The sequence below is a fragment of the Kitasatospora sp. NPDC052896 genome (assembly GCF_044547075.1).
In the GTDB taxonomy this organism is placed as follows: Bacteria; Actinomycetota; Actinomycetes; order Streptomycetales; family Streptomycetaceae; genus Kitasatospora.
In genome coordinates this window covers 88427-111078 of sequence record NZ_JBITZU010000010.1, presented here as the reverse complement: position 1 = coordinate 111078, position 22652 = coordinate 88427, and the positions used below count along the sequence as shown (strand labels likewise).

Below are 22652 nucleotides of genomic sequence, written 5' to 3'. Positions count from 1 at the left end.
GGAACCAGGAGCGGAGGAGCCACGGTGGCACATGTTCAGACGGTCAACGGCCCGGTCGATCCGGCCGAACTCGGCGGGGTGCTCTCCCATGAGCATCTGCTGTCGCTGACTCCGGGGCCGTGGCTCTCGGGCGGCCCGCGACCGCGCGGCGGTGAGCGCGGTGACCGCGAGGCGTTCGCGCGCGAGCAGGTCTCGCTGGCGGTCTCGGCGCTCAGCGGGCTGCGGGCCCACGGGATCCGCACGGTCGTCGACCTGAGCCCGTACGGCGACGCCGGGCGGGACGCCTCGGGCGCGAACGTGGCGCTGCTGCGGGAGGTCTCCCGGCGCAGCGGTGTGCACATCGTGTGCGGCACGGCGACCTACCGGGAGGGGTTCAGCCCGCGGTGGGTGCGGGAGGCGTCGGTCGAGGAGATCACCCGACGCTTCGTGGAGGACGCCACGACGGGAATCGCCGGCACGGGAGTGCGTGCGGGGATTCTCGGCGAACAGCCCACCGGCCTGGGGGAGGTCACGGCCCACGAGCTCAAAGGGCTGCGGGCGGCCGCCCGTGCGCACCACGTCACGGGACTGGCGGTGAACACCCACACCACGCACGGGACGATGGCGCTGGAGCAGCTCGACCTGCTGGCCCGGGAGGCCGTCGACCTGGCGCGGGTGGTCGTCGGGCACCTGGACAACCACCCCGACCTCGACTACGTCCGCCGTGTTCTGGACCGTGGCGCCGCGATCGCCTTCGACTCGGTCGGCAAGGAGACCTGGGACCTGCGGCTGCCGGCGCCGGCGGGGCCGCTCCCGGACGGGCCGTACACCAAGCAGGCCCTGCGTCGGTCCGACGCCACCCGGGCGGACCGGATCGCCCGGCTGGTCGCGGAAGGTCACACCGAGCGCATCCTGCTCTCCCACGACCTCACCGGCACCCAGGTCCACCTCAACCCCGCCACCCACGGCCGGTGGGGCTACGCCTACCTCAGCGCGGTGTTCGTCCCCATGCTCGCCGAACGCGGGGTCACGCCCGCCCAGATCCACGCCATGCTCCACACGAACCCCGCGCGGTTGCTCACCATCGGCTAGGGCTGTCCGAGCGGGGCAACGGCGAGCGGCGGTTCGGGGTGAACGGCGCCGACACCCCCGGCCGTTGACCCACCGAACGTCGAAGTCCCCACCCGGGGTGGGGACTTCGACGCCGGCTCGCCCTGACGGGCGGGCAGCGGCGTCAGCGGGTGGGCGTGGCGCTCGGGTTCGGGCCGGGCGCCGAGGCGGCGACTATCGGCCATTCGTTGTGGTAGAGGGTGAAGGGCAGGTCCTTCTCGAGCAGCGGGGTGCCCAGGACGGCGATGCGCGCCAGCACGGATCCGTTCACGTCGAGCCCGCCGTAGAGGCCGGCCCGGCCGGTGACGGTCGGCTTGGTGCCGGTGCCCTCGACGCTGACCTCGCCGTTCACCGCCGCCCGCAGGTACGGCTCGACGGTGGCCTTCACGCCCAGGCTGTCGTAGAGCGCGACGGACCCGTCGGCGACCAGGCCGCTGCGGACGTCGGCGTTGCCGGAGAACCTGGCCCGGACCGGGGAGACCGTGGTGGTGACGGGTTCGGTCGCGGAGGTCCAGCCGGCCGCCTTGGTGTAGTCGGCGTGGATGGCCCAGTCCCCGTCGACCTTCTGCGTGGTGTCGACGGTGACCGTGCCGTCGGCGCTGACCTCGGCGTAGACGGTGAGGTTCAGGGTGATCACGACGGGCAGCGAGCCGACCATCACCGTGGGGGTGGCGGTGAGGGTGGCGATCGGGATCTTCACCTGGCCGGTGGAGCCCGCCAGGCTCGCGGTCAGGTGCCAGTTGGCGTGCGCGCCGAGGTCGAAGCCGACCGCGGCCTGCTCGGCGCCGAGGATTCCGTGGGCGCCCTGGTAGGAGAAGAGGACGCTGGGGTCGAGTTCGAGCGAGCCGGAGAGCGTGGCCTTGGTGCCGCCGGGCAGCGGGATGCTGTCGTTCGCGTCCAGTTCCAGCGCGGCCGAGGCGGAGCCGTTGCCGCCGTCGGGGTTGGGGACGTAGGAGACCTTGAGGTCCTTGAGTTTCGGGGTGAGCTGGATCTGGTGCGGGTCGAGGGCGCTCCTGACGTTGGCCCAGGTCTGGCCGAGCAGTTCGGAGATGGTGGCCGGGCGGGTGCTGACCGCCACCTTCCCGTCGCCGGCCGGCTGGACGCCGGTGATCGCGAGCAGCGCGCCGTGCGGGGCGGCGGCCGACGGCGGACTGTCGATCAGCTGGCCGGTCTGGAGCGCGGCGGCGGCCGCGGCCGAGGCGGCCGGGCTGGGGGTGGCTCCCTTGCCGGCGCCGGCGACGGCGACGGCCAGGACGGCCTTGCCGGTCTGCTGGTTGTAGGAGTCCAGCTTGAGGTCGGGGGTGCCGGCCACGGTGGGCGCCTTGGACGGGGACGGATCGGCCGGTGCCGGCTTGGACGCACCGGAGGCGCTCGGGTGGGCGGCGGGCTCCACCGACGGTGTGGCTGACGCCTGGTCGGCGGCCGGGGTCACCAGGGTCACCCCCGGGTTTCCGGTGGGCGCCGCCGTGTCCGGCCAGGTCGCGTCGGCCGAGGCGGCGGCGGCCGGGGCGGCGGCGGTGGACTGGGCGGCCGGCGTCGTCGGGTCGCAGGCGCTGAGCGAGAGGACGACGGACGCGGCGAGCGCGGGCAGCGCGAGGGTGCGCGTGGACATGCGGAGGGTCACCTTCGGCGTAAGGCGGGCAGGGAGGTCGGCCACCCCCGATGTGTCAGGGGCATGCCAGATACGGCGTCGGCAAGGCCCACCGCGGGGAGGACCCCGGGTGGCTTCCGGCACGTCGCGGGAGAGCGCTGGAGGTGGCCGGGTTCCGCCGTCGGCCAGGACCGCGCGGGGCGCATCGCGCCGCACGACCCGACCCGGTGTCAGATGTGCGACACCGGACGCGAACCCCCTGGCGCCCCCCTAAAACTAGAGCCAGTAGTTTTGCCTGGGCGAGAACGTACACTAGTCCGCGTTCGCGGCCCAACTCCGGGTCCGACGAGGTCAGAAGGCGAGACGAGAGCGCGATGGGCAGACCGCCACGGCCGTTGCTGACCCGGGAGGGGATCATGCGGGCCGCTCTCGCACTGGTCGACGAGGAGGGGGCGGAGGCCCTGTCGACCACCCGGATCGCGGCCCGACTGGGCGTCAGGGGGCCGTCCCTCTACAACTACGTCGCGAGCCGCGAGGAGATCGTCGACGGGATCTGCGACCTGATCGTCGCCGAGATGGAGCTCGATCCGGGCATCCGTCCGTGGACGGCCGCGCTGGACAGCTGGGCACGCTCCTACCGCGCCGCGTTCGCCGCCCATCCCCACATGGTGCCGCTGCTGGTGACACGTCCCACCCAGTCCCTCGCCGCACTCCGGGGCTACGCCAACGCCTTCGCCGTGCTGCGCGAGGCCGGCTGGCCGCAGGAGCACCTGGTGCCGATCGTGCAGTGCGTCGAGTACTTCCTCGCCGGCGCGGCCCTCGACTTCGGCCTGCCGCGCGCGGCGTCACTGCCGGCCACCGGACTTCCGCCCGGCCTGGAGCCCCTGCTGAACGCCCCGTCCGACTTCAGCGAACTGGCCTTCGAGACCGGCCTGTCCACGCTGATCAGCGGTTTCGAACAGACACTGAGCTCCCTCCAGGCCGACCGGCAGACCTGACGGGACAGGTGGCCGCGGAGCCACCCTCCAGGCGTTCGCGAGCAAACTTGATAGCATTGGACTCAAGTTTCATGAGGGCCCCTGGCGGCTGCGGCCCGCCCCTCGGCGGAGGGCGGCGGGTGCCACCGGGGGTGTGCCGTCCGCCCAGGCCCGGTGGTACACCGGACTGGAGGAGGGAGATCTTGAGATGGCTCGCTCAGTCGGTATCGATCTGGGGACCACGAACTCGGTGGTCTGCGTCCTGGAGGGCGGTGAGCCGACCGTCATCCCCAACGCGGAGGGCGCCCGGACCACACCGTCCGTGGTGGCCTTCGCCAAGGGCGGCGACGTGCTGGTCGGCGAGATCGCCAAGCGGCAGGCGGTCACCAACGTGGAGCGCACCGCGCGGTCGGTGAAGCGGCACATGGGCGAGGCCGGCTGGCGGTTCCCGGAGCAGGGCAGCATCGACGGCAAGCAGTACACCGCGCAGGAGATCTCGGCGCGGGTGCTGCAGAAGCTGAAGCGTGACGCGGAGGCGTACCTGGGTGAGGACGTGACCGACGCGGTGGTCACGGTGCCCGCGTACTTCAACGACTCCCAGCGCACCGCGACCAAGGAGGCCGGCGAGATCGCGGGCCTGAACGTGCTGCGGATCGTCAACGAGCCGACCGCCGCCGCGCTGGCCTACGGGCTGGACAAGGAGAACGAGCAGACCATCCTGGTCTTCGACCTGGGCGGTGGCACCTTCGACGTCTCGCTGCTGGAGATCGGCGAGGGCGTGGTGGAGGTGAAGTCCACCAACGGCGACACCCACCTGGGCGGTGACGACTGGGACCAGCGGGTCGTCGACCACCTGGTCAAGCAGTTCAGGAACGGTTACGGCGTCGACCTGTCCAAGGACAAGATGGCGCTGCAGCGGCTGCGCGAGGCGGCCGAGAAGGCCAAGATCGAGCTGTCCTCCGCCGCCGAGACGAGCGTCAACCTGCCCTACATCACGGCCTCCGCCGAGGGCCCGCTGCACCTGGACGAGAAGCTCACCCGGGCCCAGTTCCAGCAGCTGACCGCGGACCTGCTGGAGCGCTGCAAGACCCCGTTCCACCAGGCGGTGAAGGACGCCGGGATCAACGTCTCCGACATCGACCACGTGATCCTGGTCGGCGGTTCGACCCGGATGCCCGCGGTGACCGACCTGGTCAAGTCCCTCACCGGCCGGGAGCCGCACAAGGGCGTCAACCCGGACGAGGTCGTCGCGATCGGCGCCGCACTGCAGGCCGGTGTGCTGAAGGGCGAGGTCAAGGACGTCCTGCTGCTGGACGTCACCCCGCTGTCCCTGGGCATCGAGACCAAGGGCGGCATCATGACCAGGCTGATCGAGCGCAACACCACGATCCCCACCAAGCGCTCGGAGATCTTCACCACCGCCGAGGACAACCAGCCCTCCGTGCAGATCCAGGTCTTCCAGGGCGAGCGCGAGATCGCGGCCTACAACAAGAAGCTCGGGATGTTCGAGCTGACCGGCCTCCCGCCGGCCCCGCGCGGCCTGCCGCAGATCGAGGTCACCTTCGACATCGACGCCAACGGCATCATGCACGTCGGCGCGAAGGACCTCGGCACCGGCAAGGAGCAGCGGATGACCGTCACCGGCGGCTCCTCGCTGCCGAAGGACGACATCGAACGGATGGTCCGCGAGGCCGAGCAGCACGCCGAGGAGGACCGGCGGCGCAAGGAGGCCGCGGAGACCCGCAACAACGCCGAACAGCTGGTCTACGGCACCGAGAAGCTGCTCCGGGAGAACCAGGACAAGGTGCCCGGCGACGTCAGGAGCGAGGTGGAGACGGCGATCGCGGACCTCCGGGAGAAGCTCAAGGGCCAGGACACCGCGGCCATCCGCGAGGCGACGGAGCGGGCGACCACGGCCGCGCAGAAGATCGGCACCGCCCTCTACGCCCAGGCCCAGGCGGCGGGCGGTTCAAGTGCCCCGGGTGCCGCGGGTGGTGAGGAACAGGACGTCGTCGACGCCGAGATCGTGGACGAGGACAGTCCGAAGGGAGGCGCTGGATGAGCCGGCCGGACGGTTCCGGGCCTTGTGGACCGCAGGAGCAGGTGCCCGCGGTCGTGATCCGGGACAAGCGGCGCATCGACCCGGTGACCCTGGAGTTGCGGGATCCCGACCGGGCCGGGAAGGAGGGAGCGGGCGGCGGGGAGGAGACCGGGAGCGGGCGGCTGCTCGGCGCGGTGGACCGGCTCGGCGCGCTCGAGGCGCGGCTCGCCGAGCGCACCGCCGACCTGCAACGCCTCAAGGCGGAGTACGACAACTACCGCAAGCGGGTGCGGCGCGACCGGCTCGCGGTCCGCGAGATCGCCGTCGTCAACGTCCTGACCGGGCTGCTGCCGGTCCTGGACGCCATCGACCGGGCCCGCGAGTACGACGAACTCACCGACGGGCTGCGGGCGGTCGCCGACGCGCTGGAATCCCAGCTCGCCGCCCTGGGGCTGCAGTCCTTCGGGAACCCGGGCGAGCCCTTCGACCCCACCCGCCACGAAGCACTCGCCCACGAGCCCTCGGCCGAGGTCGAGGAGCCGACCTGCACCACCGTGCTGCGCCCCGGCTACCGGGTCGGGCAACACCTGCTGCGCCCGGCCCAGGTCGTGGTCGGCACACCGCCCGCCCCGGCGCGGGAGGGTTAGGCACGGCCAAGCCGCCGCGGTCGGATCGCGACACCCATCCGACCGCGGCGGCGTGTGCTCAGCTCAGCAGCACGGCTGCGTGGCGGCCACCATCGGCTGCTGGGTCGAGGCGGGCGGGGTTGCCTGGGCGACGCCCACCAGTGCGATCGAGAGGCCACAGGCCACGCCGGCCGCTATGGCGATGATCCGCTTCATCTCAGCTCCAGAGTTCAGTAGTTGACACTGACAGGCCAAGTGAATCAGGCGTTCGACGGCGGGGCGGACCGAAAGATCGAGGTGGCTGAAACTGATGCCTCCTCACCGCCCCCGCCTCCCCCGTCCGTCCCGTCCGTCGTGCCGTCAGGATCCCGCCGCGGAGGGAGCGGGGCCGGGAAAGGGTGGTGGCGCTCAGGCGTTCTGCCAGGTACCGCTGGCCCACCGGGCGCCACCGGTGCTGGGGCCGCCGCCGTGACGGTAGATCACGAGGTTGCCGGCACCTGGAGCAGGGCGTACGCGCCGGGGTTGTTCCAGGTGCCGGTGGCGGTGACCGCTCTTGGGGTTCTGCCGCGATGTCGGCCGACGGCCGAGCAGCAGCGGGAGTCCTTCGCCTCCTCGGGATGCGACCGGCAGGCGAGGTCCCACCGCCGCGGGTGGGATCGCGCTCACGGGAGCGCGTCGTCGTCCAACCGCCGGGGCGGCACCGGGAGGATCAGTGTCCCTGTGCGTCAGGGGACTTGACCGAGCCTGGCGCGATGGCGCGGAAGGCGTCGATCGGCAGGACGGGTCGGGCCGGCGGTGCGGCGCGCAGCAGGCTGGCGGCGCGGTCGATGACCTGCGGCAGCACGGCGTAGATCGCGTCGCCCGGGCACTGGGTGAAGCACGCGTCGCGGTGCCCGGAGACGGCGTTGAACAGGTGGCTGGTGCCGGTGGGGTAGCGACTCTCGTTGCTGGTGGACGTCAACTCGGAGCGGCCGTGCGGGTCGACGCCGTAGGAGCCCAGTTTCCAGGCGGCCAGCTGGGCTATCGCCTCCACCACCGGCGCGGGCACCTGGACACCGGGCTTGTAGGTGCCGATCACCGCGACGCCGACCGTCTCGTGGTTGAAGCCCTGCGCCTGCGCGCCGACCACCGCCTGGTCGACGCCGCCCAGGCGCCCCTCGTAGATGGTGCCGTAGCGGTCGACCAGGAACTGGTAGCCGATGTCGTCCCAGCCCCGGCTCTCCCGGTGGTCGATGTAGATCGAGCGGATGATGTCGGGCACGTCCTGCGGGCGGTAGGAGTCGCCGCTGGCGGTGTGATGGACGAAGATCGCCCGTACCGTGTGGTCGTACTGCGCCTGGGGCGGGCGCGGCAGCTGGTCGTTCTGCCACAGCGTGCGCGGCACGATGGGGGGCGCGGGCGGCTTCCACGGTGCGGGCAGCGGGTCCGCGCCGGCGCCGAACGCCGCGGGGGCGGGGCCGGTGGGTGCGGACGTTGCCGGGCCGGCGGGCGACGCGCTCACCCGTCGCGGGCGGCCCGCCGCGGCCAGGGCACCCGCCGCGCCCACCGCGGCCCCCTGCGCCACGCGACGCAGGATCCGGCGCCGGTCGATCTCCATGCCGCGAGGTTATGAGCATCGGCAGCGGCCCGCACGTCGTCCCGCTCCCTCGTCCCACCCCCGGGGAGCGGGAACCGGAACGGGCGTTCGCGATGCGACGGGTGCGGGGACGGCTTTCACCGCACCAGAACCACCCTTGCCGGACCGAGGAGGAACGTTTTCGCGGACAGGCCCATCAGGCGGATATCCGTCCCGTGCTCGGCGCTGGTCCTGGCGCCGCTGGTACGGGTCGACCGGATGCGGGGCGTCACGGCCGCCACGTACGCCGACAGCGCGTACGACGAGCGCGAGCTGTCCGACCGGTACTCCCACCCGCGCGGGGACATCGTCGCCGGCGGACAGCGCGTCACCCGTTCGGACTACGTCGATGGTCACCGCTTCACGCACCGGACCGGTTCCACCGACGGCCCGCCGTACGCCCCGGTCACCGGCCGCGCGGGCTCGACCCGCCGGCCGTGCTGGGCGGCCACCAGGGCGCGGCGGTGGCCCTCGACCCGGCGACCGGCGCGATCCCGGCGCCGGTCGGCACCCTCTCGCGCTGACAGCCCGCAGCGTCCTCGCGCAACAGACACACCAGCGGATCGAGTTGGCACAGCACGTCAGCCCCCGTGCCAGGAAGAGCAGCGGCCGGGGGCTGTCAGAGGATCACGCGCGGGTCAGGAAGTCGAGGGGAAGGCCCCCGCTCCCACGCCGGCGACGAACGCCCGCCACGCGTCAGCAGCGAAGATCAGTGCGGGCCCCTCGGGGTCCTTCGAGTCTCGGACGGGGACGACACCGGGGATGTTGGCCGCTACCTCGATGCAGGCGCCGCCGTTGTTGCTGTAACTGGACTTGTACCCCCCGGGGGCAGTCACTGAAGTTCCTCTCGTGCCTTGCTGATGAGCGCCAGGGAGACGGCCTGCGATAGCGCCTCCACTTGGAGATGGTGACTCCTCCCCCACCTAAAAGGTGGGGGCTTCTCGCTAACCCTTGCGGGCGTCGCGACGGACCAGCCCGGCCCGTAGAACGTTGATGGCTCCCACTGTGTCAGCGTGCGCCGTGTGGCCGCAGGCAACGCAGTGGAACTTCTCCTGAGTGGGCCGGTTCTGTGCCGCGACATGCCCGCAGGGCGGGCAGGTGCGGGAGGTGTTGCGGGGGTCCACGGCGATCACTTCCCGTCCGGCGCTCTCAGCCTTGGCGTGCAGGATCGTCAGGAACACCCCCCAACCGGCATCGTTGATCGACTTGTTCAGCCCGGCCTTGGCCGCCGCGCCGTTGGGCAGGAAGACGCCGGGCTGGTCGGGATCGGGCTTCGGCGTGGGGGCCTTGACCATGTTGCGGATCTTGAGGTCTTCGTGCGCGATGAAGTCGTGCTCACGAACCAGGCCCAAGGCCGTTTTGTGGGCGTGGTCCAGGCGCTGGCGGCGGACCTCGCGGTGCAGGTCGGCGACGCACTGGACGGCCCGCTGATGGTTCTTGGTGCGCTTGTCCCGGCGGACGCGGGGGAAGCGGGCGAGGGCCTGCTGTGCGGCTTCGAGCTTCGCGGCGACCTTGCGGCCATGGCGAGGGTTGGACACGAACCCGCCGTTGGAATCGGCAAGGAAGTTGGCCACCCCGAGGTCGATCCCGACCACGCTGCCGGTTGCGGGCAGCGGCTCGGGCTCACCCTGCTCGGCGGTCAGGATCACGTACCAGCGCTTTCCCTCACGCTTCACGCTGACGGTCTTGACCTTGCCGACCACCGGGCGGTGCTGGTTGACCTTGACGTGCCCAACGCCCTGGAGGCGCACGCGGGTCACCGGGTCGTGCGGGGTGGAGTCCCAACGGCAGCCGTCGCCATCCTTGGGGAAGTCCACCGTGTCAAACCAGCTCACCCCCCGAAACCGCGGATAGCCAGGCTTCTCACCGGACTTGACCCGACGGAAGAACGCCACGAACGCCTTGTCCAACCGACGCAACGTGGCCTGCTGCGAGGAGAACGACCAGCGGCCCTGACACTCCGGGTCGAACACCCGGATCCCCTTGAGCTGCGCGGACTGCTGCCCGTACTTGATCGAGGTCTTGGAGACATGCCGGTAGGCGTCGCGACGTTCCTGCAAGGCCCCGTTGTAGAGCGAGCAGTGGTCCTTGAGCATGTCGGACAACGCCTGCTGCTGGCCCACGGTGGGCCGCATCAGGAACTTGTACGCCCGGATCATCCGGCCCACCCCCCTTTCCCGGCCAGCTCGCGAGCTCATACTACGCTTGGGGTATGTCGCCACGCTGGGAGCCGAACCCCGATATCCGCACCGGACGGCATGTCGCCCACAACCTGCACGCGCACTTGGTGTTCGTCACAAAGTACCGCAAGGGCGTGTTCGATGACGTCATGCTCAAGCGGTGCGAAGAGATCATGCGCGAGGTCTGCGACAAGTTCGAGACCGAGTTGCGCGAGTTCAACGGCGAGACCGACCACGTACACCTGCTGGTCCACTACCCGCCGAAGATCGCCCTGTCCAAGCTGATCAACAGCCTGAAGGGCGTCAGTTCCCGATACCTGCACGCCGAGTACACCGGACACATCAACCGCATCGGACTCGGCCCCGTCCTCTGGTCCCGCTCCTACTTCGCCGGTTCCTGCGGCGGCGCACCACTCAGCATCGTCCGCCAGTACATCGAAGGACAGAAGCGGCCTATCTGAACGTCACCCCGAAGTCGCCGCGAACTCCGCCGCTTCGCGGCTCCGGGCCAAGGACGCATTCCCTCCCCGACCGAAGCCAGGGATACCCTGCAAGATCAAGGATGGCGCGACCCCTCCAAGCCGCTGGGCCCGACCTGCGTGGCTTCGACTGGGTGAAGCCCGGAGACCTCCCCGACGTCTGTGAGGGGTACCACGTGCGGCGGGTCACCGAAGCGGTCCGCTGGTTCGGCAGCAGGTCGTCCGCCGCTCTCCTGATGTCGGGAGTGCTCGCCGAGTGACGGCGAACCGTCCGCCGCACGACTGGCAGAGGGGCGGAGGAATCTCGCGCTGCACCCGGTGCGGGATGATCGCCATGCTTCCCTGAACCGACGAACCCACGGCCCCCGCCCCGGGACGGGCCTCGCGCGGTGCTCGTGAGATCCCCGGACGCCGGGGCGGACCGACGGGTGAGGCGGGCGGTTCAGTGCAGGACGTCGCCGAGCCGGGTGAAGGTGTGGCCGGCCGCCAGGAGTCGTGGGACGGCGGCGGCGATGCCGGCGGCGGTGTGGCCGGCGGGCTGGTTCATGTGGGCGAGCACGATCGCGCCCGGTGGGGCGGCGCCGACCTCGCTGTCGATCTCGGCCGTGGGGTAGGTCGCGCCGGCGTCGCCGTTGACGGTGAAGCCCACGGCCCGCTCCCCCAGCTCGGCCACGATGCGGGCGGCCACGTCGTCGTAGTGGGCGGTGCCCGAGCGGAAGAACCGTGGTGGGGTGCCGAGCAGTTCGGTGAGCCGGTCGTGGTTGCCGGCAACCTCGTCGAAGACCTGCCCGGCGTCGCGGGTGCCCGCGATGCCGTAGGCGGAGCGGCCGGAGACCGACAGGGGGCGGTGCCGGGTCCCGTGGTTGCCGATCTCGAACAGCGGGTCCGCGGCGAGCGCGTGGAAGACCTCGGGATTGGCGTCGATCCAGCGGGAGTTGAGGAACAGTGTGGCGGGGACGGCGCGTTCGCGCAGGAAGTCGATCAGCGCCTGGTCGTAGCCGGCGCCGCCGGGTCCGCCGCACGCGTCGAAGGTCAGCGCGATCTGCCCGTGCCCCGGCGGGAGTTGGTCGAGCACGCCCGGAACGCCGGTGCCCCAGCTGGTCGGTACGGCGTCGGCGTAGCGGGCCACCACGTCCGCGCGGCCCGGCGTGGTCGGCGTCGCGGATGCGCTCGGCGCGGCGGACGGGCTGGGTGCGCCCGGTGTGCCGGGGGTGGCCCAGTGGGCCCGTGGACCGTTGGGCGTGGTGCACCCCGCCAGCACGCCGCCGGCGACGGCGGCCAGGACCTGGCGGCGGTCGAGGGGCATCCACTCCTCCAGCACGTCCGTGCGGCCTGGGCCGGCACCGGCCCCGGGGTGGGGTTCGGGTCATGTTGCCACGCCGCGGCGGGCCCGGGCCGGCGACACCCCGGCGGCCCCTGGGCCTGGCGGTCGTGGCCGCCTCGAGGGCCCGGTGGGTACCGTGCATACACCGCGGGCCGACGCGGGTGGCCGCGCGGGCGAGGGAGATGGATCGGGTGGCGAGCGGAGCTGGGGGTCCGGGCGGGCAGAGCGCGGGGAGGCTGCGCAAGGTGCCGCTGAGCAACCCGGACCGGCGCCGGGAGGTGCTGGACGCGGTGCTCACGCTGCTCGCCGAGGTGGGCTACGAGCGGCTGACCATGGACCTGGTCGCCCAGCGCGCCCGGGCCAGCAAGGCCACCCTGTACCAGCGCTGGCCCTCCAAGGCGCAGCTGGTGGTGGACGCGCTGCAGGAGCACCAGCCGGTGCTGGCCGACCAGGACACGGGCTGTCTGGTCGAGGACGTCCGGGGGCTGCTGCGCTCGTGGCTGGCCGGCTGGACGCGGTATGACCGCGGGCTGCTGATCGCCCTGCTCGAGGGCAGCCGGACGGACGCCGAGCTGGCCGGTCTGCGCCGCGAGCGGCTGCGCCGTCCGGTGCGGGCGGCCGCCGAGTCGGCCCTGGCCAGGGCGCGCCGGCGGGGGGAGATCCCGGCGGGCGTCGATGGGGAGCTGCTGCTGGAGATGCCGTTCGCGCTCGTGCTGATGCACGTGCTGGTCCAGGAGGAGGAACCCGGTCCCGAGCTGATCGACCGGATCGTGGACGGGGCGCTGGCCCCGCTGCTGGGTCAGTCGGGTGGCGGGCGCGGGGGGCGGGGGGCGGACACGTCACCGGATCGGACGCGTACACCTCCCGGATAGAACGATGTCGTACTACCCTGCGATTGGAGGGCCCGGAAGCGAGGGCCCGGAAGAGCACGGCTGGACGAAGGGACCACCTCCCATGACCACCACCCAGCCCGCCGCGGTGACCTTGCCGACCGACCGCGGCTGCCCGTTCGACCCGCCGCAGGAGTACGAGCGCCTGCGCGCGCAGGACCCGGTCGCCCGGCTGGCCTTCCCCGACGGGAAGACCGGCTGGCTGCTGACCCGGCACGAGGACGTCCGCGCCCTGCTGGCGGACGACCGGTTCAGCTCCGACCGGCTGCGGGCCTCCTCCCCGGTGCGGCGGATCCCGTTGCGCCCGGAGGACGTGGGGCCCCGCTCCGGCATGCTCCTGTCGCTGGATCCCCCCGATCACACCCACTACCGGCGGATGCTCACCCGTTACTTCACGGTGCGCCGGATGCGCGCGCTGGCGCCGCGGATCGAGCAGATCACCGCGGAGCACCTGGACGCGATGGAGCGCACCGGGCCGCCGGTGGACCTGGTGAAGGCGTTCTCCCTGCCGATCCCCTCCCTGGTCATCTGCGAGCTGCTCGGCGTGCCCTACGCCGACCGCGAGCGGTTCCAGCACTGGACCTCGACCCTGCTGAACCTGGAGGTGCCGGAGGAGACCGCGCTGGTGGCCCGGGACGAGCTGCGCGACTACATGCTCGGCCTGGTGGCCGACAAGCGGAGGCACCCCGACGACGCCCTGCTCAGCACCCTGATCGCCGACGACGGCCCGGAGGGCCGGCTGAACGACCAGGAGGTGGCGGGGATCGGGCGGTTGCTGCTGGTGGCCGGCCACGAGACCACGGCGAACATGCTGGCGCTGGGCACCTTCACCCTGCTGACCCACCCCGAGCAGCTGCGCCGGCTGCTCGAGCACCCGCAGGACATCGACCGGGCCGTGGAGGAGCTGCTGCGCTACCTGACCATCGTGCAGTTCGGCACCGTGCGGGTGGCCCGCGAGGACGTCGAGATCGCCGGGCGCCGGATCCGCGCCGGGGAGACCGTGCTCGCCTCGCTGCCCGCGGCCAACCGGGACCCCGAGCACTTCGAGCGCCCCGGGGAGCTCGACCTCACCCGCGAACCCTCCCAGCACGTCTCCTTCGGGCACGGCATCCACCAGTGCCTGGGCCAGCAGCTGGCCCGGGTGGAGATGTCGATCGCCTTCCCCGCGCTCTTCGAGCGCTTCCCCACGCTGCGCCTGGCCGTGCCGCCCGAGCAGGTCCCGATGCGCGACGACATGGCCATCTACGGCGTCCACGAGCTTCCCCTCACCTGGGGGTGACCGCGGTGAGGATCCGGATCGAGATCGACCACGACCGCTGTCGCGGCGCTGGGCAGTGCGCCCTCAACGCGCCCGAACTCTTCGACCAGTCCGACGAGGACGGCACCGTCGTGCTGCTCGACGCCCAGCCCCCGCCCGAGCGGCACGGCGCCGCCCGGTTGGCCGCGGCGCTGTGCCCCAACGCGGTGATCAGCATCGTCGAGGAGCCCGGGGAGGAGCCTGGCGAGGAATCCTGAGCACGCTGTTATCCGGGTGCCGGGGCGGGCGGTGTGCGACTAGGGTCTGACGGGTCATCACGAGCCTGTCAGACCAGGGGGATCCGCCCGTCATGTCCGCACCGCTCGCCCGCGACCAGGAACCCCGCGACCGGGAAGGGAGCGCCGTCACGCTGGAGCGGCGCGAGGGACCGTACGGGGAGGTGGTGCTGCGCCGGCGCGGCGAACACTTCGAGATCATCGCCAACGGCTGCTTCCTGATGGACACCGCCGACGGCCGCTCCGAGCGGCTGCTGGTCCAGGCCGCGCTCGACGAACTCGGCACGCCCCGCCCCTCGGTGTTGATCGGTGGCCTGGGTGTGGGCTTCTCGCTGGCGTACGCGGCCGCCGAGCCGCGCTGGGGGCACATCGCCGTGGTGGAACGCGAGGACGCCATCATCGACTGGCACCGCGACGGCCCGCTGGCCGCCTTCTCCGCCGGGGCCCTCGACGATCCGCGGGTCACCGTCCTGCACACCGACCTGCTGGCCTGCCTGGAGGCCGACGGGGAGGGCTATGACGCGCTCTGCCTCGACATCGACAACGGGCCCGAGTGGACGGTCACGGACGCGAACTCGGCCCTCTACGGCCCGGCCGGGTTGGCCGCCGCCCAGCGCCGGCTCAAGGCGGGCGGGGTGCTGGCCATCTGGAGCGCCCGGCCCTCGGCCGCCTTCGAGCAGGCGCTGCGGGCCGCCGGCTACGCCGACGTGCGCACCCTCGAGGTCGAGGTGGCCACCGGCGCGCCGGACGTGGTGCACCTGGCCCGCCGCCCCTGACGGTACGGCCCCGAACGGGTCAGCACGAGTGGCCGCCGGTCACCGGGCCGGGTGAAGGTGGTGCCCGAAGCCGGGCCGGCCGGGCCCGACCGTGACCTCAGGCGGATGGCGTGCGACGAATCAGCGAGTGGGTGCCGGGCGGGCGCCCGGGCGGCGTGGCGGTGATCGCGGTGGCCTGTGCCGCCGGGATGCTGGCACTGACCGCCTGCGGCTCCTCCCACACGACGGCGAAGCCCGCCGCCAGCAGCAGCTTCTCGCCGAACCCCAGCAGCTTCTCCGGCTCGCCGCCGGCCCCCGTCGCCTCCCTCGCCTCCGCGGCCAAGGCGTCCACCTCGGCGGCGGCGGCCTCGGCCTCGGCGGCGGCGGCCTCCTTCGAGGCGTCCGTGTCGGCCCAGGCCTCGGCCAACCGCAGCGAGGCCGAGCACGCGCTGGCCTCGGCCAGCGGCAGCGGCAACGCGGTGGGGGACGTGACCCTCACCGGCCTGTCGAAGGACCGCTCCGGCGGCGTCAACGCGGCCGTGGTGACCGTCATGAACCGCACGAACGCCACTGCCTCCTACGCCGTGAAGGTGGAGTTCCTCGACCCCTCGGGCCACTCCGTCGACAGCACCGTGGTCGGCTCCAGGGACGTCGGGCCCGGCGCCAGCGGCTCGGCGATCGCCTACACCCCGAAGGACCCCGACGCGGCCCTGGTGGCCAAGGTGGTCCAGGCCCAGCGCTACTGACCCGCTCCCCCACCCGCGCGCCCCGCGGCGGTGTCGGCGGTGAACTGTCGCCCGCTGTTGGTGAAGTGTTTGCCCGCAGGGCGGGTTCCCCGGCGGCTACCTGCGGGTAACGTGCGCTCTCGGCCGGCAGGGGGTCGGTCGGAGCGTCAGGAGGGGGATCCCAGATGTCCGCGATCAGCCGGCGCCGCTTCATCGGCGGCGCCTCCGCCGTGGCCGCCACGGCCGCGTTGTCCCTGGCCGGCGGAACGTTCGCCTCGGCGACCGAGCGGGATCGTGCCCTGGCGGCGGGCGCGGCCCGTGCCGTGCGGATCGGCGGGACGACCCTGGAGCAGGTGGCCACCCCCACCGGCACCACCGGCTACCGGCGGCTGCTGGCCGGGCCGGGCTGGCCGCTGGTGGTCCGCCCCGACCTCGCCGCCGCGGCACCCGGGCGCGACGACCGCCGCACCGCGCTGGCCAGCTTCGTCCAGTTCACCGACCTGCACCTGGTCGACAGCGAGTCGCCGACCCGCTTCGAGTACCTGGCCCGCTGGCTCGACGGCGCGTACCGCCCGCAGGAGACGCTCACCGTGCGCGGCGCCTCCTCGCTCGTCGAGCGGGTCAACTCGCTGGCCACCGGCCCGTACACCGGGCTGCCGTTCAGCCTGGTGATGGCCACCGGCGACAACACCGACAACCACGAGCAGATCGAACTCGACTGGTACCTCTCGGTGATGAGTGGCGGTCAGCTGACCCCCAACAGTGGCGACCCGAGCCGCTACGAGGGCGTGCAGAACAGCGGCGCCGCCGCCTACTGGAACCCCGAACTGTCCTACCAGGACTCCTACAAGGCGGTGGGCTTCCCCGAGATACCCGGCTTCCTGACCGGCGCCGGACGCCCGTTCGACGCGCCGGGCCTGCGGGTGCCCTGGTACACCACCGTCGGCAACCACGACGACAGCATCGAGGGCACCCTGCCCGACCTCGGCCTGCTGGGCTCCGTCTACACGGGCGACCGCAAGCTGGAGGGCTGCGACGACGCGGACGCGGCGAAGCTGGCCACCCTGCTGCAACACGACCCGGCCTCCGCCGTGCTGCTGCTGGGCCGACTGCTCTCGGACGCCGACGCGGTGCGCCACGTCACCCCCGACGAACGCCGCAGGCCCTTCACCGTCAAGGAGTTCGCCAAGGCCCACCTCAACCCGGCCTACACCGGCCCGGGCCCGGTCGGCCACGGGTTCACCGCGGACGCCGCCGCCAGCGGCACCCTCTACTACACCTTCCGGATCGCGGACGGGGTGCTCGGCGTCAGTCTGGACACCACCAACGCGGCCGGCTGGGCGGACGGATCCATCGGAACCGCCCAACTTGGCTGGCTGGAACAGCAGTTGCAGTCCCACAGCGACCACTGGTACGACACCGACGGGCACCTGGTGCGCGGTGGGGCGGGCAACGACCTGATCGTGCTGTTCAGCCACCACACCAGCAGCACCATGGGCAACCTGCTGCCCGACCCGCGTCACCTCTTCGAGAAGCGGCACAACGGCACCGAGCTGGTCACCCTGCTCCAGCGCTACCCCAACGTGGTGGCCTGGGTGAACGGCCACACCCACCAGAACCGGATCACCGCGCACGGCCACGCCGTCGCCGAGCGGGCGTTCTGGGAGATCAACACCGCCTCGCACATCGACTACCCGCAGCACGCCAGGATCATCGAAATCGTCGACAACGGCGACGGCACCCTCTCGCTGTTCACCACCCTGATCGAGTCCGCCGCCCGCTACGCCACCGACTTCGCCGACACCTCCGACGCCGGCCTGGCCGCGCTCTACCGCGAGCTGTCCTTCAACGACCCCTACGCCACCCCGGCCGTCAAGCTCGGCACCGCACTGGACCACAACACCGAGCTGCTGCTGGCCAAGCCCGGCCACTGACAGGAGAGTTGACCGGCCGGGGGCGGCCCGCGGCCGGTCCTCGGTGGGGCCGGTCGTCGTCGGCGGCGACCGGCCCGGGTCCGGCCGCAGCGGAGCGCTGCCGGCGGCGCTGACGGCGGCGGCGAGGGCGGCCGGGGTGTCCGCAGCTGGCCGGGTGGGTGACAACCGGTCAGCGGAGCGGGCCCGGAGGTGGTGGGACCGCCGGTGCCGCCCGTCCGTCCACCGAACGCAATGCATCGATCGAGTGATCCGGGCTGCCTTCGTGTTGATACGGCCGGGTGCGGTTGGAAGAGGAAGAGGCATGCAGACCGACAGCTTGACGAGGTTCCTCAACGCCCTCACTCCGGCCAGCCGGGAGGGCGTGCGGCAACTGCCGAGCGAGACGCAGCAGAAGATGGCCGCGGCCTGGGAGAAGTACCTCACCGACGACACCGACCTGCTGTCGCTGGACGAACTCGACCCGCACACCGCCGAGCACCAGGCGGCCGAGCACGTCGTCAAGGAGTTCGGCTGACTCCCCCGAGGGGGTGAACCGGTGGGGAAGGTGCCCCGCCGGGTGCCGGGCGGGCGTAGGACGGTCGGCGGGGGTCCGTCCAGTCGAGAGGGTGCACGTTGAAGACCGCTTCCACGGCGCTGGGTGTGCTGCTGGCCGCGACGGCGCTGTGCGGTGCCGCGCCCGCTCCCGCGCTGCCGTCCGGCCGGACCGTCACGCTGAGCGGCGCGGACGAGGGGCGGACGGTGAGCGTGGCGCGCGACGACGTGGTGAGGGTCGAGCTGGCCGGGGTCCGCGACGGCGACGGGAACACCTGGGTGTGGAGCGCGCCGCGGGCCACCGACCCCGGTGTCCTGGAGCGGACCGGCGGCGGGACCTCGCCGGGCGGCGACGCGTTCGGGTCCTTCCGCGCCGTCGGCGCCGGCACGAGTGACCTCACCTCGGGCAGGAGCTGCCGTCCCGCCCCCGGGCGCCGCTGCCCGCACCTGGTCCTCGCCTGGCGGGCCACGGTCGTCGTGAGGTGACGGCGGATCGGGTGACCGGCGCTGTCAACACGTCAACCCGACATACGGACCATATGCGCGTTCGGATGCGTGATAATGGCTGGCGCCCTCCCGTTCCTGCTGCCGCGGAGTCTCGATGACGACCCTCGCCGAGCTGATCAGAGTTGACCGGTCGAGCCCGATTCCGCCGTACTTCCAGGTCGCCGGGCGGCTGGAGCAGCTGATCTCCTCCGGGGAGCCGGCGGCCGGGACGCGGCTGGAGAACGAGGTGGCACCGGCCGGGGAGCTGGGACCGTCCCGACCGACGACGCGTCAGGCGATCCAGCACCTGGTGGACAAGGGGTTGCCCAGCCGCGAGCGCGGGGTGGCGACGCAGGTGGTGCACGGTCGGGCGCGCCGGTCGGCACGTTGTCGGATGGGCAGCGGCAGTGCGCGGCGATCGCCCGGGCCGTGCGCTTCGGGGCCCGGGTGCTGATCCTGGACGAGCCCACGGCGGCACTGGGGGTCGAGCAGGCCGGGGTGGTGCCGCGTCACGTCGCGCGGGCCCGGGACCGGGGGCTGGGGGCGGTGCTGATCACCCACGATCCGCACCACGCCCACCCGGTGGGTGACCGTTTCCCGCTGGTGAAGCGGGGGCGGAGCCTGGGCTGCCACGCGAAGGGCGACATCTTGCTGGCCGAGCTCTCCCGTCAGATGGCCGGTGGGGTCGAACTCGACGTGCTGGAGCACGAGTTACGCACCGATGCCGGCCCCGGAAGTTCGTGATCCCGTTTTGCCGAGCCACCCGACGAAAGGCCCGCCATGCGTGTCGGTCTCCTCGGAGCAGGCCGAATCGGCCTCTTCCACGCCTCAACTCTCGCCCAGCATCCGGCGGTTGGTGACCTGCTGATCGCCGACGCGGATCCGGCCCGGGCCCACGCCGCCGCCCAGCGGCTCGACGGGCCGGCCGCGGTGCGCGCGTACGACACGGTGGCGCAGGTGCTGGCCGCCGGTCCGGACGCGGTGGTGATCGCGGCCGCCTCCGACGCGCACGCCGAACTGATCGGCCAGGCGGCGCGGTTGGGTCTGCCCACCTACTGTGAGAAGCCGATCGCCGTCGACCTGCCCGGCACCCTGGGTGCCCTGCGCGAGGTCGAGAAGGGCGACACCGTGCTCCAGGTGGGTTTCCAGCGGCGCTTCGACGCCGGCCATGTCGCCGCTCGGCGGGCCTACCGTTCGGGTGAGCTGGGCTTCGTGCACACCATCCGGACCGTCACCGCCGATGCCGAGCCTCCGCCGCCCGACTACCTGCCCGGCTCCGGTGGCCTGTTCAGGGACTGCCTGGTCCACGACTTCGACGCGGTGCGCTGGGTGACCGGGCGTGAGGTCGTGCGGGTGTACGCGGCCGGGGCCAACCGCGGGGACGCCTCGTTCGCCGCCGCCGGGGACGTGGACACCGCCGCGGTGGTGCTCACCCTGGACGACGACACGCTGGTCAGCTGCACCGGCACGCGCTACAACGGCGCCGGCTACGACGTGCGGATGGAGCTCGGCGGCAGCCGGGCGCAGATCACCGTCGGCCTGGACGAGCGCACCCCGCTCAGCTCGGCCGAACCCGGCGCGCGGGTGGGTCCGCGGCGGCCGTGGCCGAACTTCCTCGCCCGTTTCCACGACGCCTACCGGGCCGAGCTCGCCGCCTTCCTCGACGTCGCCCGCGGGCGCGCTCCCAGCCCGTGCACCGGGCAGGACGCCCTGGAGGCGCTGCTGGTGGCCGAGGCCTGCGAGCGCTCGCGCGCGCTCGGTGGTCCGGTGTCGGTGGAGGGCGTGCGCGCCGCCGCCCTCGCCCCCGGCGGCCGTGGTCGGGAGGCGAGTTGTTGAGCGGGGGCGCGCTGCGGGTCGCGGCCGCGCCGATCTCCTGGGGCGTGTGTGAGGTCCCCGGCTGGGGTCACCAGCTCGCCCCTGCCCGGGTGCTCGCCGAGATGGCGCAGCTCGGGTTCACCGCGACCGAGTTCGGCCCGGACGGCTTCCTGCCCCTGGATCCGGCCGGGCGCGCGGCGACCCTGCGCGCGCACGGCCTGGTGGCGGTCGGCGCCTTCGTGCCGCTGGTGTTGCACGAGGCGGGCCATGACCCGCTGCCCGCCGCGCGTACCGCGCTGGCGGCGCTGGGTGCCTGCGGCGCCCACACCCTGGTGGTCGCCGCCGCCACCGGCCGGGGCGGCTACGACCGGCGGCCCGAGCTGGACGCGCCCGGCTGGCGCACCCTGCTGGCCAACCTCGGCGCGGTCTGCGAGCTGGCCGCCGCGCACGGCGTCACCGCGGCGCTGCACCCGCACCTGGGGACCGTGATCGAGGGTCCCGCGGAGGTGGGACGGGTGCTGGAGGGCGGCGGTGTCCCGCTCTGCCTGGACACCGGCCACCTGCTGGCCGGCGGCACCGATCCGCTCGAGGTGGCCCGGCGGCATCCCGGGCGGATCGCCCACGTCCACCTCAAGGACGTCGACGCCGACCTCGCCGCCCTGGTGCGGGCCGGCCGGCTGCGGTACGCGCAGGCGGTGGCGGCGGGGCTGTACCGGCCGCTGGGGCAGGGTGACGTCGACATCGCCGCCCTGGTCCGCGTCCTGCAGGGCCACGGCTACGGCGGCTGGTACGTGCTGGAGCAGGACACCGTGCTGAGCGCGGAGCCCGCCGCGGGCCAGGGGCCGATCGGCGACGTGCGGGCCGGCCTGGACTTCCTGCGCGCCCTGGGGCGGCCGTGAGCGCGCCCCACGACCTGATCGCCCTGGGCCGGGTCGGCGTCGACCTCTACCCCAAGCGGAGCGGGGTGCCGCTCGCCGAGGTCAGCGAGTTCGCCAGGTCGCTGGGCGGCACGGCCACCAACGTCGCGGTCGCCGCCGCCCGGCACGGCCTGCGCACCGCGGTGGTCACCGGCGTGGGCGACGACCCGTTCGCCAGCTACGTCCGCTCGGCGCTGCGCGGCTTCGGGGTCGACGACAGCCAGGTGGTCACCGTGCCCGGGCGGCTGACCCCCGTGGTGTTCTGTGAGATCCACCCGCCGGACGACTTCCCGATCCTCTTCTACCGCGCGCCCGTCGCCCCCGACCAGTGCCTGACCGGCCAGGACCTGGACCTGGCGGCGTTCGCCCGGGCTCGGATGATCTGGATCACCGGCGGTGGCCTGGCCGTCGAACCCTCCCGCGCCACCACCCTGCTGGCCGCCGGTCAGCGCGGCCCGGACGCCGACACCGTCCTCGACCTGGACTGGCGGCCCTCGTTCTGGCAACGGCCCGAGGAGGCCACCGGTTGGTACGCCCGCGCGCTGGAGCTGGCCACCATCGCGGTCGGCAACCGTGCCGAGGCCAAGGTCGCGGTCGGCACCGACGACCCGGACCGGGCCGCCGACCTGCTGCTGGAGCGCGGGGTGCGGCTCGCGGTGATCAAACAGGGGCCGCGCGGCGTGCTCGCCCGCAGCCCGGGCGAGGAGGTCGTCATCGAGCCGATCCCGATCCGGGTGGTCAACGGCCTGGGTGCCGGCGACGCCTTCGGCGGGGCGCTGGCGGCGGGGCTGCTGGCCGGGCGGGCGCTGCGGGAGGTCGTCGAGACCGCCAACGCCGCCGGCGCGTTCGTCGCCGGGCGCCTGGCCTGCGCCGACGACATGCCCGAACCGCACGAGATCAGGGAACTGCTGTGGCGTCACTTCCGCCGCCGCCCCCAGGACCCGCCGCTCACCGTGCCCCCGCGCGGCCGTACCGCCGGCATCCCACGGATCTGGGAGGAGCCCGATTGAGCCCCACCTCCCGGCCACACCCGGATCTCGACCGGCTCACCGGGCCGCGGGCCACCGACCCCGGCGTCGTGCGCCGGGCACTGCTGCGCCGCCTGCCCTTCGACCGCGCGGGGTTGGCCCGGCCGCTGTTCGTG

At 72.9% G+C, this 22652-nt stretch carries 25 protein-coding genes and 1 pseudogene; 19 read left to right on the top strand and 7 right to left on the bottom strand.

The genetic code is table 11. The features are described 5' to 3' along the window. The first annotated feature begins 24 nt into the window (after window positions 1-24). On the top strand, window positions 25-1071 hold the full coding sequence (locus ACIGXM_RS21790) for a phosphotriesterase (protein ID WP_396563292.1): 1047 nt from the start codon (window positions 25-27) through the stop codon (window positions 1069-1071). Between the two features lie 142 nt (window positions 1072-1213). Here ACIGXM_RS21790 and ACIGXM_RS21785 read toward each other — a convergent pair whose 3' ends face one another. Further along, entirely contained in the window at window positions 1214-2701 is a 1488-nt protein-coding gene (locus tag ACIGXM_RS21785) for a hypothetical protein (protein WP_396563290.1), read from the bottom strand. 395 nt (window positions 2702-3096) lie between these two features. On the opposite strand from ACIGXM_RS21785, the gene ACIGXM_RS21780 reads away from it, so the two are divergent. The 3 genes from ACIGXM_RS21780 to grpE all read left to right on the top strand — a co-directional run bounded on the left by ACIGXM_RS21780 (window position 3097) and on the right by grpE (window position 6345). After that, the gene (locus ACIGXM_RS21780) at window positions 3097-3678 is read left to right on the top strand and encodes a TetR/AcrR family transcriptional regulator C-terminal domain-containing protein (RefSeq protein WP_396563288.1); all 582 of its coding nucleotides are present in this window, start codon (window positions 3097-3099) and stop codon (window positions 3676-3678) included. A gap of 187 nt (window positions 3679-3865) precedes the next feature. Continuing rightward, entirely contained in the window at window positions 3866-5719 is a 1854-nt protein-coding gene (gene dnaK / locus ACIGXM_RS21775) for a molecular chaperone DnaK (protein WP_396563286.1), read from the top strand. Between the two features lie 41 nt (window positions 5720-5760). Beyond that, window positions 5761-6345: a nucleotide exchange factor GrpE gene (gene grpE, locus ACIGXM_RS21770; RefSeq protein ID WP_396563284.1), complete on the top strand. Its 585-nt coding sequence runs from the start codon at window positions 5761-5763 to the stop codon at window positions 6343-6345. 63 nt (window positions 6346-6408) lie between these two features. On the opposite strand, the gene ACIGXM_RS21765 is transcribed toward grpE, so the two are convergent. The 4 genes from ACIGXM_RS21765 to ACIGXM_RS21750 form a co-directional block, all read right to left on the bottom strand. Further along, entirely contained in the window at window positions 6409-6540 is a 132-nt protein-coding gene (locus tag ACIGXM_RS21765; RefSeq protein ID WP_396563282.1) for a hypothetical protein, read from the bottom strand. Between the two features lie 493 nt (window positions 6541-7033). Further along, window positions 7034-7921: an N-acetylmuramoyl-L-alanine amidase gene (locus tag ACIGXM_RS21760; protein ID WP_396563280.1), complete on the bottom strand. Its 888-nt coding sequence runs from the start codon at window positions 7919-7921 to the stop codon at window positions 7034-7036. 656 nt (window positions 7922-8577) lie between these two features. After that, window positions 8578-8775 carry a DUF397 domain-containing protein gene (locus ACIGXM_RS21755; protein ID WP_396563278.1) on the bottom strand — a complete coding sequence of 66 codons (198 nt, stop codon included), beginning with the start codon at window positions 8773-8775 and terminating at the stop codon, window positions 8578-8580. A gap of 108 nt (window positions 8776-8883) precedes the next feature. Continuing rightward, window positions 8884-10098 carry an RNA-guided endonuclease InsQ/TnpB family protein gene (locus ACIGXM_RS21750; RefSeq protein WP_396563564.1) on the bottom strand — a complete coding sequence of 405 codons (1215 nt, stop codon included), beginning with the start codon at window positions 10096-10098 and terminating at the stop codon, window positions 8884-8886. A gap of 53 nt (window positions 10099-10151) precedes the next feature. Here ACIGXM_RS21750 and tnpA point away from each other — a divergent pair, with 53 nt between their 5' ends. Continuing rightward, a complete protein-coding gene (tnpA, locus tag ACIGXM_RS21745; protein ID WP_396563276.1) occupies window positions 10152-10580 on the top strand; it encodes an IS200/IS605 family transposase in 429 nt (142 codons plus the stop codon). 101 nt (window positions 10581-10681) lie between these two features. Beyond that, window positions 10682-10858, top strand: a complete 177-nt coding sequence (locus tag ACIGXM_RS21740) for a hypothetical protein (protein WP_396563274.1) — start codon at window positions 10682-10684, stop codon at window positions 10856-10858. Window positions 10859-11040: 182 nt separating this feature from the next. Here the strand turns inward: ACIGXM_RS21740 and ACIGXM_RS21735 are convergent, their stop codons facing one another. Next, window positions 11041-11904: a polysaccharide deacetylase family protein gene (locus ACIGXM_RS21735; RefSeq protein ID WP_396563272.1), complete on the bottom strand. Its 864-nt coding sequence runs from the start codon at window positions 11902-11904 to the stop codon at window positions 11041-11043. Between the two features lie 209 nt (window positions 11905-12113). On the opposite strand from ACIGXM_RS21735, the gene ACIGXM_RS21730 reads away from it, so the two are divergent. From ACIGXM_RS21730 to ACIGXM_RS21715, 4 genes are all read left to right on the top strand, one after another. Further along, window positions 12114-12794, top strand: coding sequence for a TetR/AcrR family transcriptional regulator (locus tag ACIGXM_RS21730; protein ID WP_396563270.1), 681 nt, complete (start codon window positions 12114-12116; stop codon window positions 12792-12794). A gap of 82 nt (window positions 12795-12876) precedes the next feature. After that, window positions 12877-14091, top strand: a complete 1215-nt coding sequence (locus ACIGXM_RS21725) for a cytochrome P450 (RefSeq protein ID WP_396563269.1) — start codon at window positions 12877-12879, stop codon at window positions 14089-14091. 11 nt (window positions 14092-14102) lie between these two features. After that, window positions 14103-14327, top strand: a complete 225-nt coding sequence (locus ACIGXM_RS21720; RefSeq protein WP_396563562.1) for a ferredoxin — start codon at window positions 14103-14105, stop codon at window positions 14325-14327. 92 nt (window positions 14328-14419) lie between these two features. Beyond that, window positions 14420-15121 (top strand): spermidine synthase, encoded by a 702-nt coding sequence (locus ACIGXM_RS21715; protein ID WP_396563267.1) that lies wholly within the window; start codon window positions 14420-14422, stop codon window positions 15119-15121. 97 nt (window positions 15122-15218) lie between these two features. Here ACIGXM_RS21715 and ACIGXM_RS21710 read toward each other — a convergent pair whose 3' ends face one another. Further along, on the bottom strand, window positions 15219-15599 hold the full coding sequence (locus ACIGXM_RS21710) for a hypothetical protein (RefSeq protein ID WP_396563265.1): 381 nt from the start codon (window positions 15597-15599) through the stop codon (window positions 15219-15221). Between ACIGXM_RS21710 and ACIGXM_RS21705 the strand changes: the two genes are divergently transcribed. From ACIGXM_RS21705 to iolC, 9 genes and pseudogenes are all read left to right on the top strand, one after another. Continuing rightward, a complete protein-coding gene (locus ACIGXM_RS21705; protein ID WP_396563263.1) occupies window positions 15589-15846 on the top strand; it encodes a hypothetical protein in 258 nt (85 codons plus the stop codon). The genes ACIGXM_RS21710 and ACIGXM_RS21705 overlap by 11 nt on opposite strands. A 164-nt stretch (window positions 15847-16010) precedes the next feature. Beyond that, window positions 16011-17759, top strand: a complete 1749-nt coding sequence (locus ACIGXM_RS21700) for a TIGR03767 family metallophosphoesterase (protein ID WP_396563261.1) — start codon at window positions 16011-16013, stop codon at window positions 17757-17759. Window positions 17760-18060: 301 nt separating this feature from the next. Next, complete coding sequence (locus tag ACIGXM_RS21695) at window positions 18061-18273, top strand: hypothetical protein (protein ID WP_396563260.1); 213 nt, start codon at window positions 18061-18063, stop codon at window positions 18271-18273. A gap of 98 nt (window positions 18274-18371) precedes the next feature. Then, window positions 18372-18776, top strand: coding sequence for a hypothetical protein (locus ACIGXM_RS21690; protein WP_396563259.1), 405 nt, complete (start codon window positions 18372-18374; stop codon window positions 18774-18776). Between the two features lie 115 nt (window positions 18777-18891). Beyond that, complete coding sequence (locus ACIGXM_RS21685; protein WP_396563257.1) at window positions 18892-19230, top strand: GntR family transcriptional regulator; 339 nt, start codon at window positions 18892-18894, stop codon at window positions 19228-19230. Further along, a pseudogene (locus ACIGXM_RS21680) lies at window positions 19152-19520 on the top strand (ATP-binding cassette domain-containing protein); the annotation flags it as partial. The gene ACIGXM_RS21685 and the pseudogene ACIGXM_RS21680, both read left to right, overlap by 79 nt. Window positions 19521-19556: 36 nt before the next feature. Beyond that, on the top strand, window positions 19557-20612 hold the full coding sequence (locus ACIGXM_RS21675; protein ID WP_396563255.1) for a Gfo/Idh/MocA family oxidoreductase: 1056 nt from the start codon (window positions 19557-19559) through the stop codon (window positions 20610-20612). After that, window positions 20609-21490 (top strand): TIM barrel protein, encoded by an 882-nt coding sequence (locus ACIGXM_RS21670; protein WP_396563253.1) that lies wholly within the window; start codon window positions 20609-20611, stop codon window positions 21488-21490. Before ACIGXM_RS21675 ends, ACIGXM_RS21670 begins: the two co-directional genes overlap by 4 nt. After that, entirely contained in the window at window positions 21487-22518 is a 1032-nt protein-coding gene (gene iolC, locus ACIGXM_RS21665) for a 5-dehydro-2-deoxygluconokinase (RefSeq protein ID WP_396563251.1), read from the top strand. Before ACIGXM_RS21670 ends, iolC begins: the two co-directional genes overlap by 4 nt. Window positions 22519-22652: the final 134 nt, after the last annotated feature.

Bases quoted from the DNA above. Each gene is read 5' to 3' on its own strand.
- ACIGXM_RS21765 (WP_396563282.1), bottom strand. From the start codon at position 6,540: ATGAAGCGGATCATCGCCATAGCGGCCGGCGTGGCCTGTGGCCTCTCG.
- ACIGXM_RS21760 (WP_396563280.1), bottom strand. From the start codon at position 7,921: ATGGAGATCGACCGGCGCCGGATCCTGCGTCGCGTGGCGCAGGGGGCC.
- ACIGXM_RS21700 (WP_396563261.1), top strand. From the start codon at position 16,011: ATGTCCGCGATCAGCCGGCGCCGCTTCATCGGCGGCGCCTCCGCCGTG.
- ACIGXM_RS21735 (WP_396563272.1), bottom strand. From the start codon at position 11,904: ATGCCCCTCGACCGCCGCCAGGTCCTGGCCGCCGTCGCCGGCGGCGTG.
- ACIGXM_RS21715 (WP_396563267.1), top strand. From the start codon at position 14,420: ATGTCCGCACCGCTCGCCCGCGACCAGGAACCCCGCGACCGGGAAGGG.
- ACIGXM_RS21675 (WP_396563255.1), top strand. From the start codon at position 19,557: ATGCGTGTCGGTCTCCTCGGAGCAGGCCGAATCGGCCTCTTCCACGCC.
- ACIGXM_RS21785 (WP_396563290.1), bottom strand. From the start codon at position 2,701: ATGTCCACGCGCACCCTCGCGCTGCCCGCGCTCGCCGCGTCCGTCGTC.
- ACIGXM_RS21685 (WP_396563257.1), top strand. From the start codon at position 18,892: ATGACGACCCTCGCCGAGCTGATCAGAGTTGACCGGTCGAGCCCGATT.
- dnaK (WP_396563286.1), top strand. From the start codon at position 3,866: ATGGCTCGCTCAGTCGGTATCGATCTGGGGACCACGAACTCGGTGGTC.
- ACIGXM_RS21750 (WP_396563564.1), bottom strand. From the start codon at position 10,098: ATGATCCGGGCGTACAAGTTCCTGATGCGGCCCACCGTGGGCCAGCAG.
- ACIGXM_RS21695 (WP_396563260.1), top strand. From the start codon at position 18,061: ATGCAGACCGACAGCTTGACGAGGTTCCTCAACGCCCTCACTCCGGCC.
- ACIGXM_RS21725 (WP_396563269.1), top strand. From the start codon at position 12,877: ATGACCACCACCCAGCCCGCCGCGGTGACCTTGCCGACCGACCGCGGC.
- ACIGXM_RS21780 (WP_396563288.1), top strand. From the start codon at position 3,097: ATGCGGGCCGCTCTCGCACTGGTCGACGAGGAGGGGGCGGAGGCCCTG.
- tnpA (WP_396563276.1), top strand. From the start codon at position 10,152: ATGTCGCCACGCTGGGAGCCGAACCCCGATATCCGCACCGGACGGCAT.
- ACIGXM_RS21740 (WP_396563274.1), top strand. From the start codon at position 10,682: ATGGCGCGACCCCTCCAAGCCGCTGGGCCCGACCTGCGTGGCTTCGAC.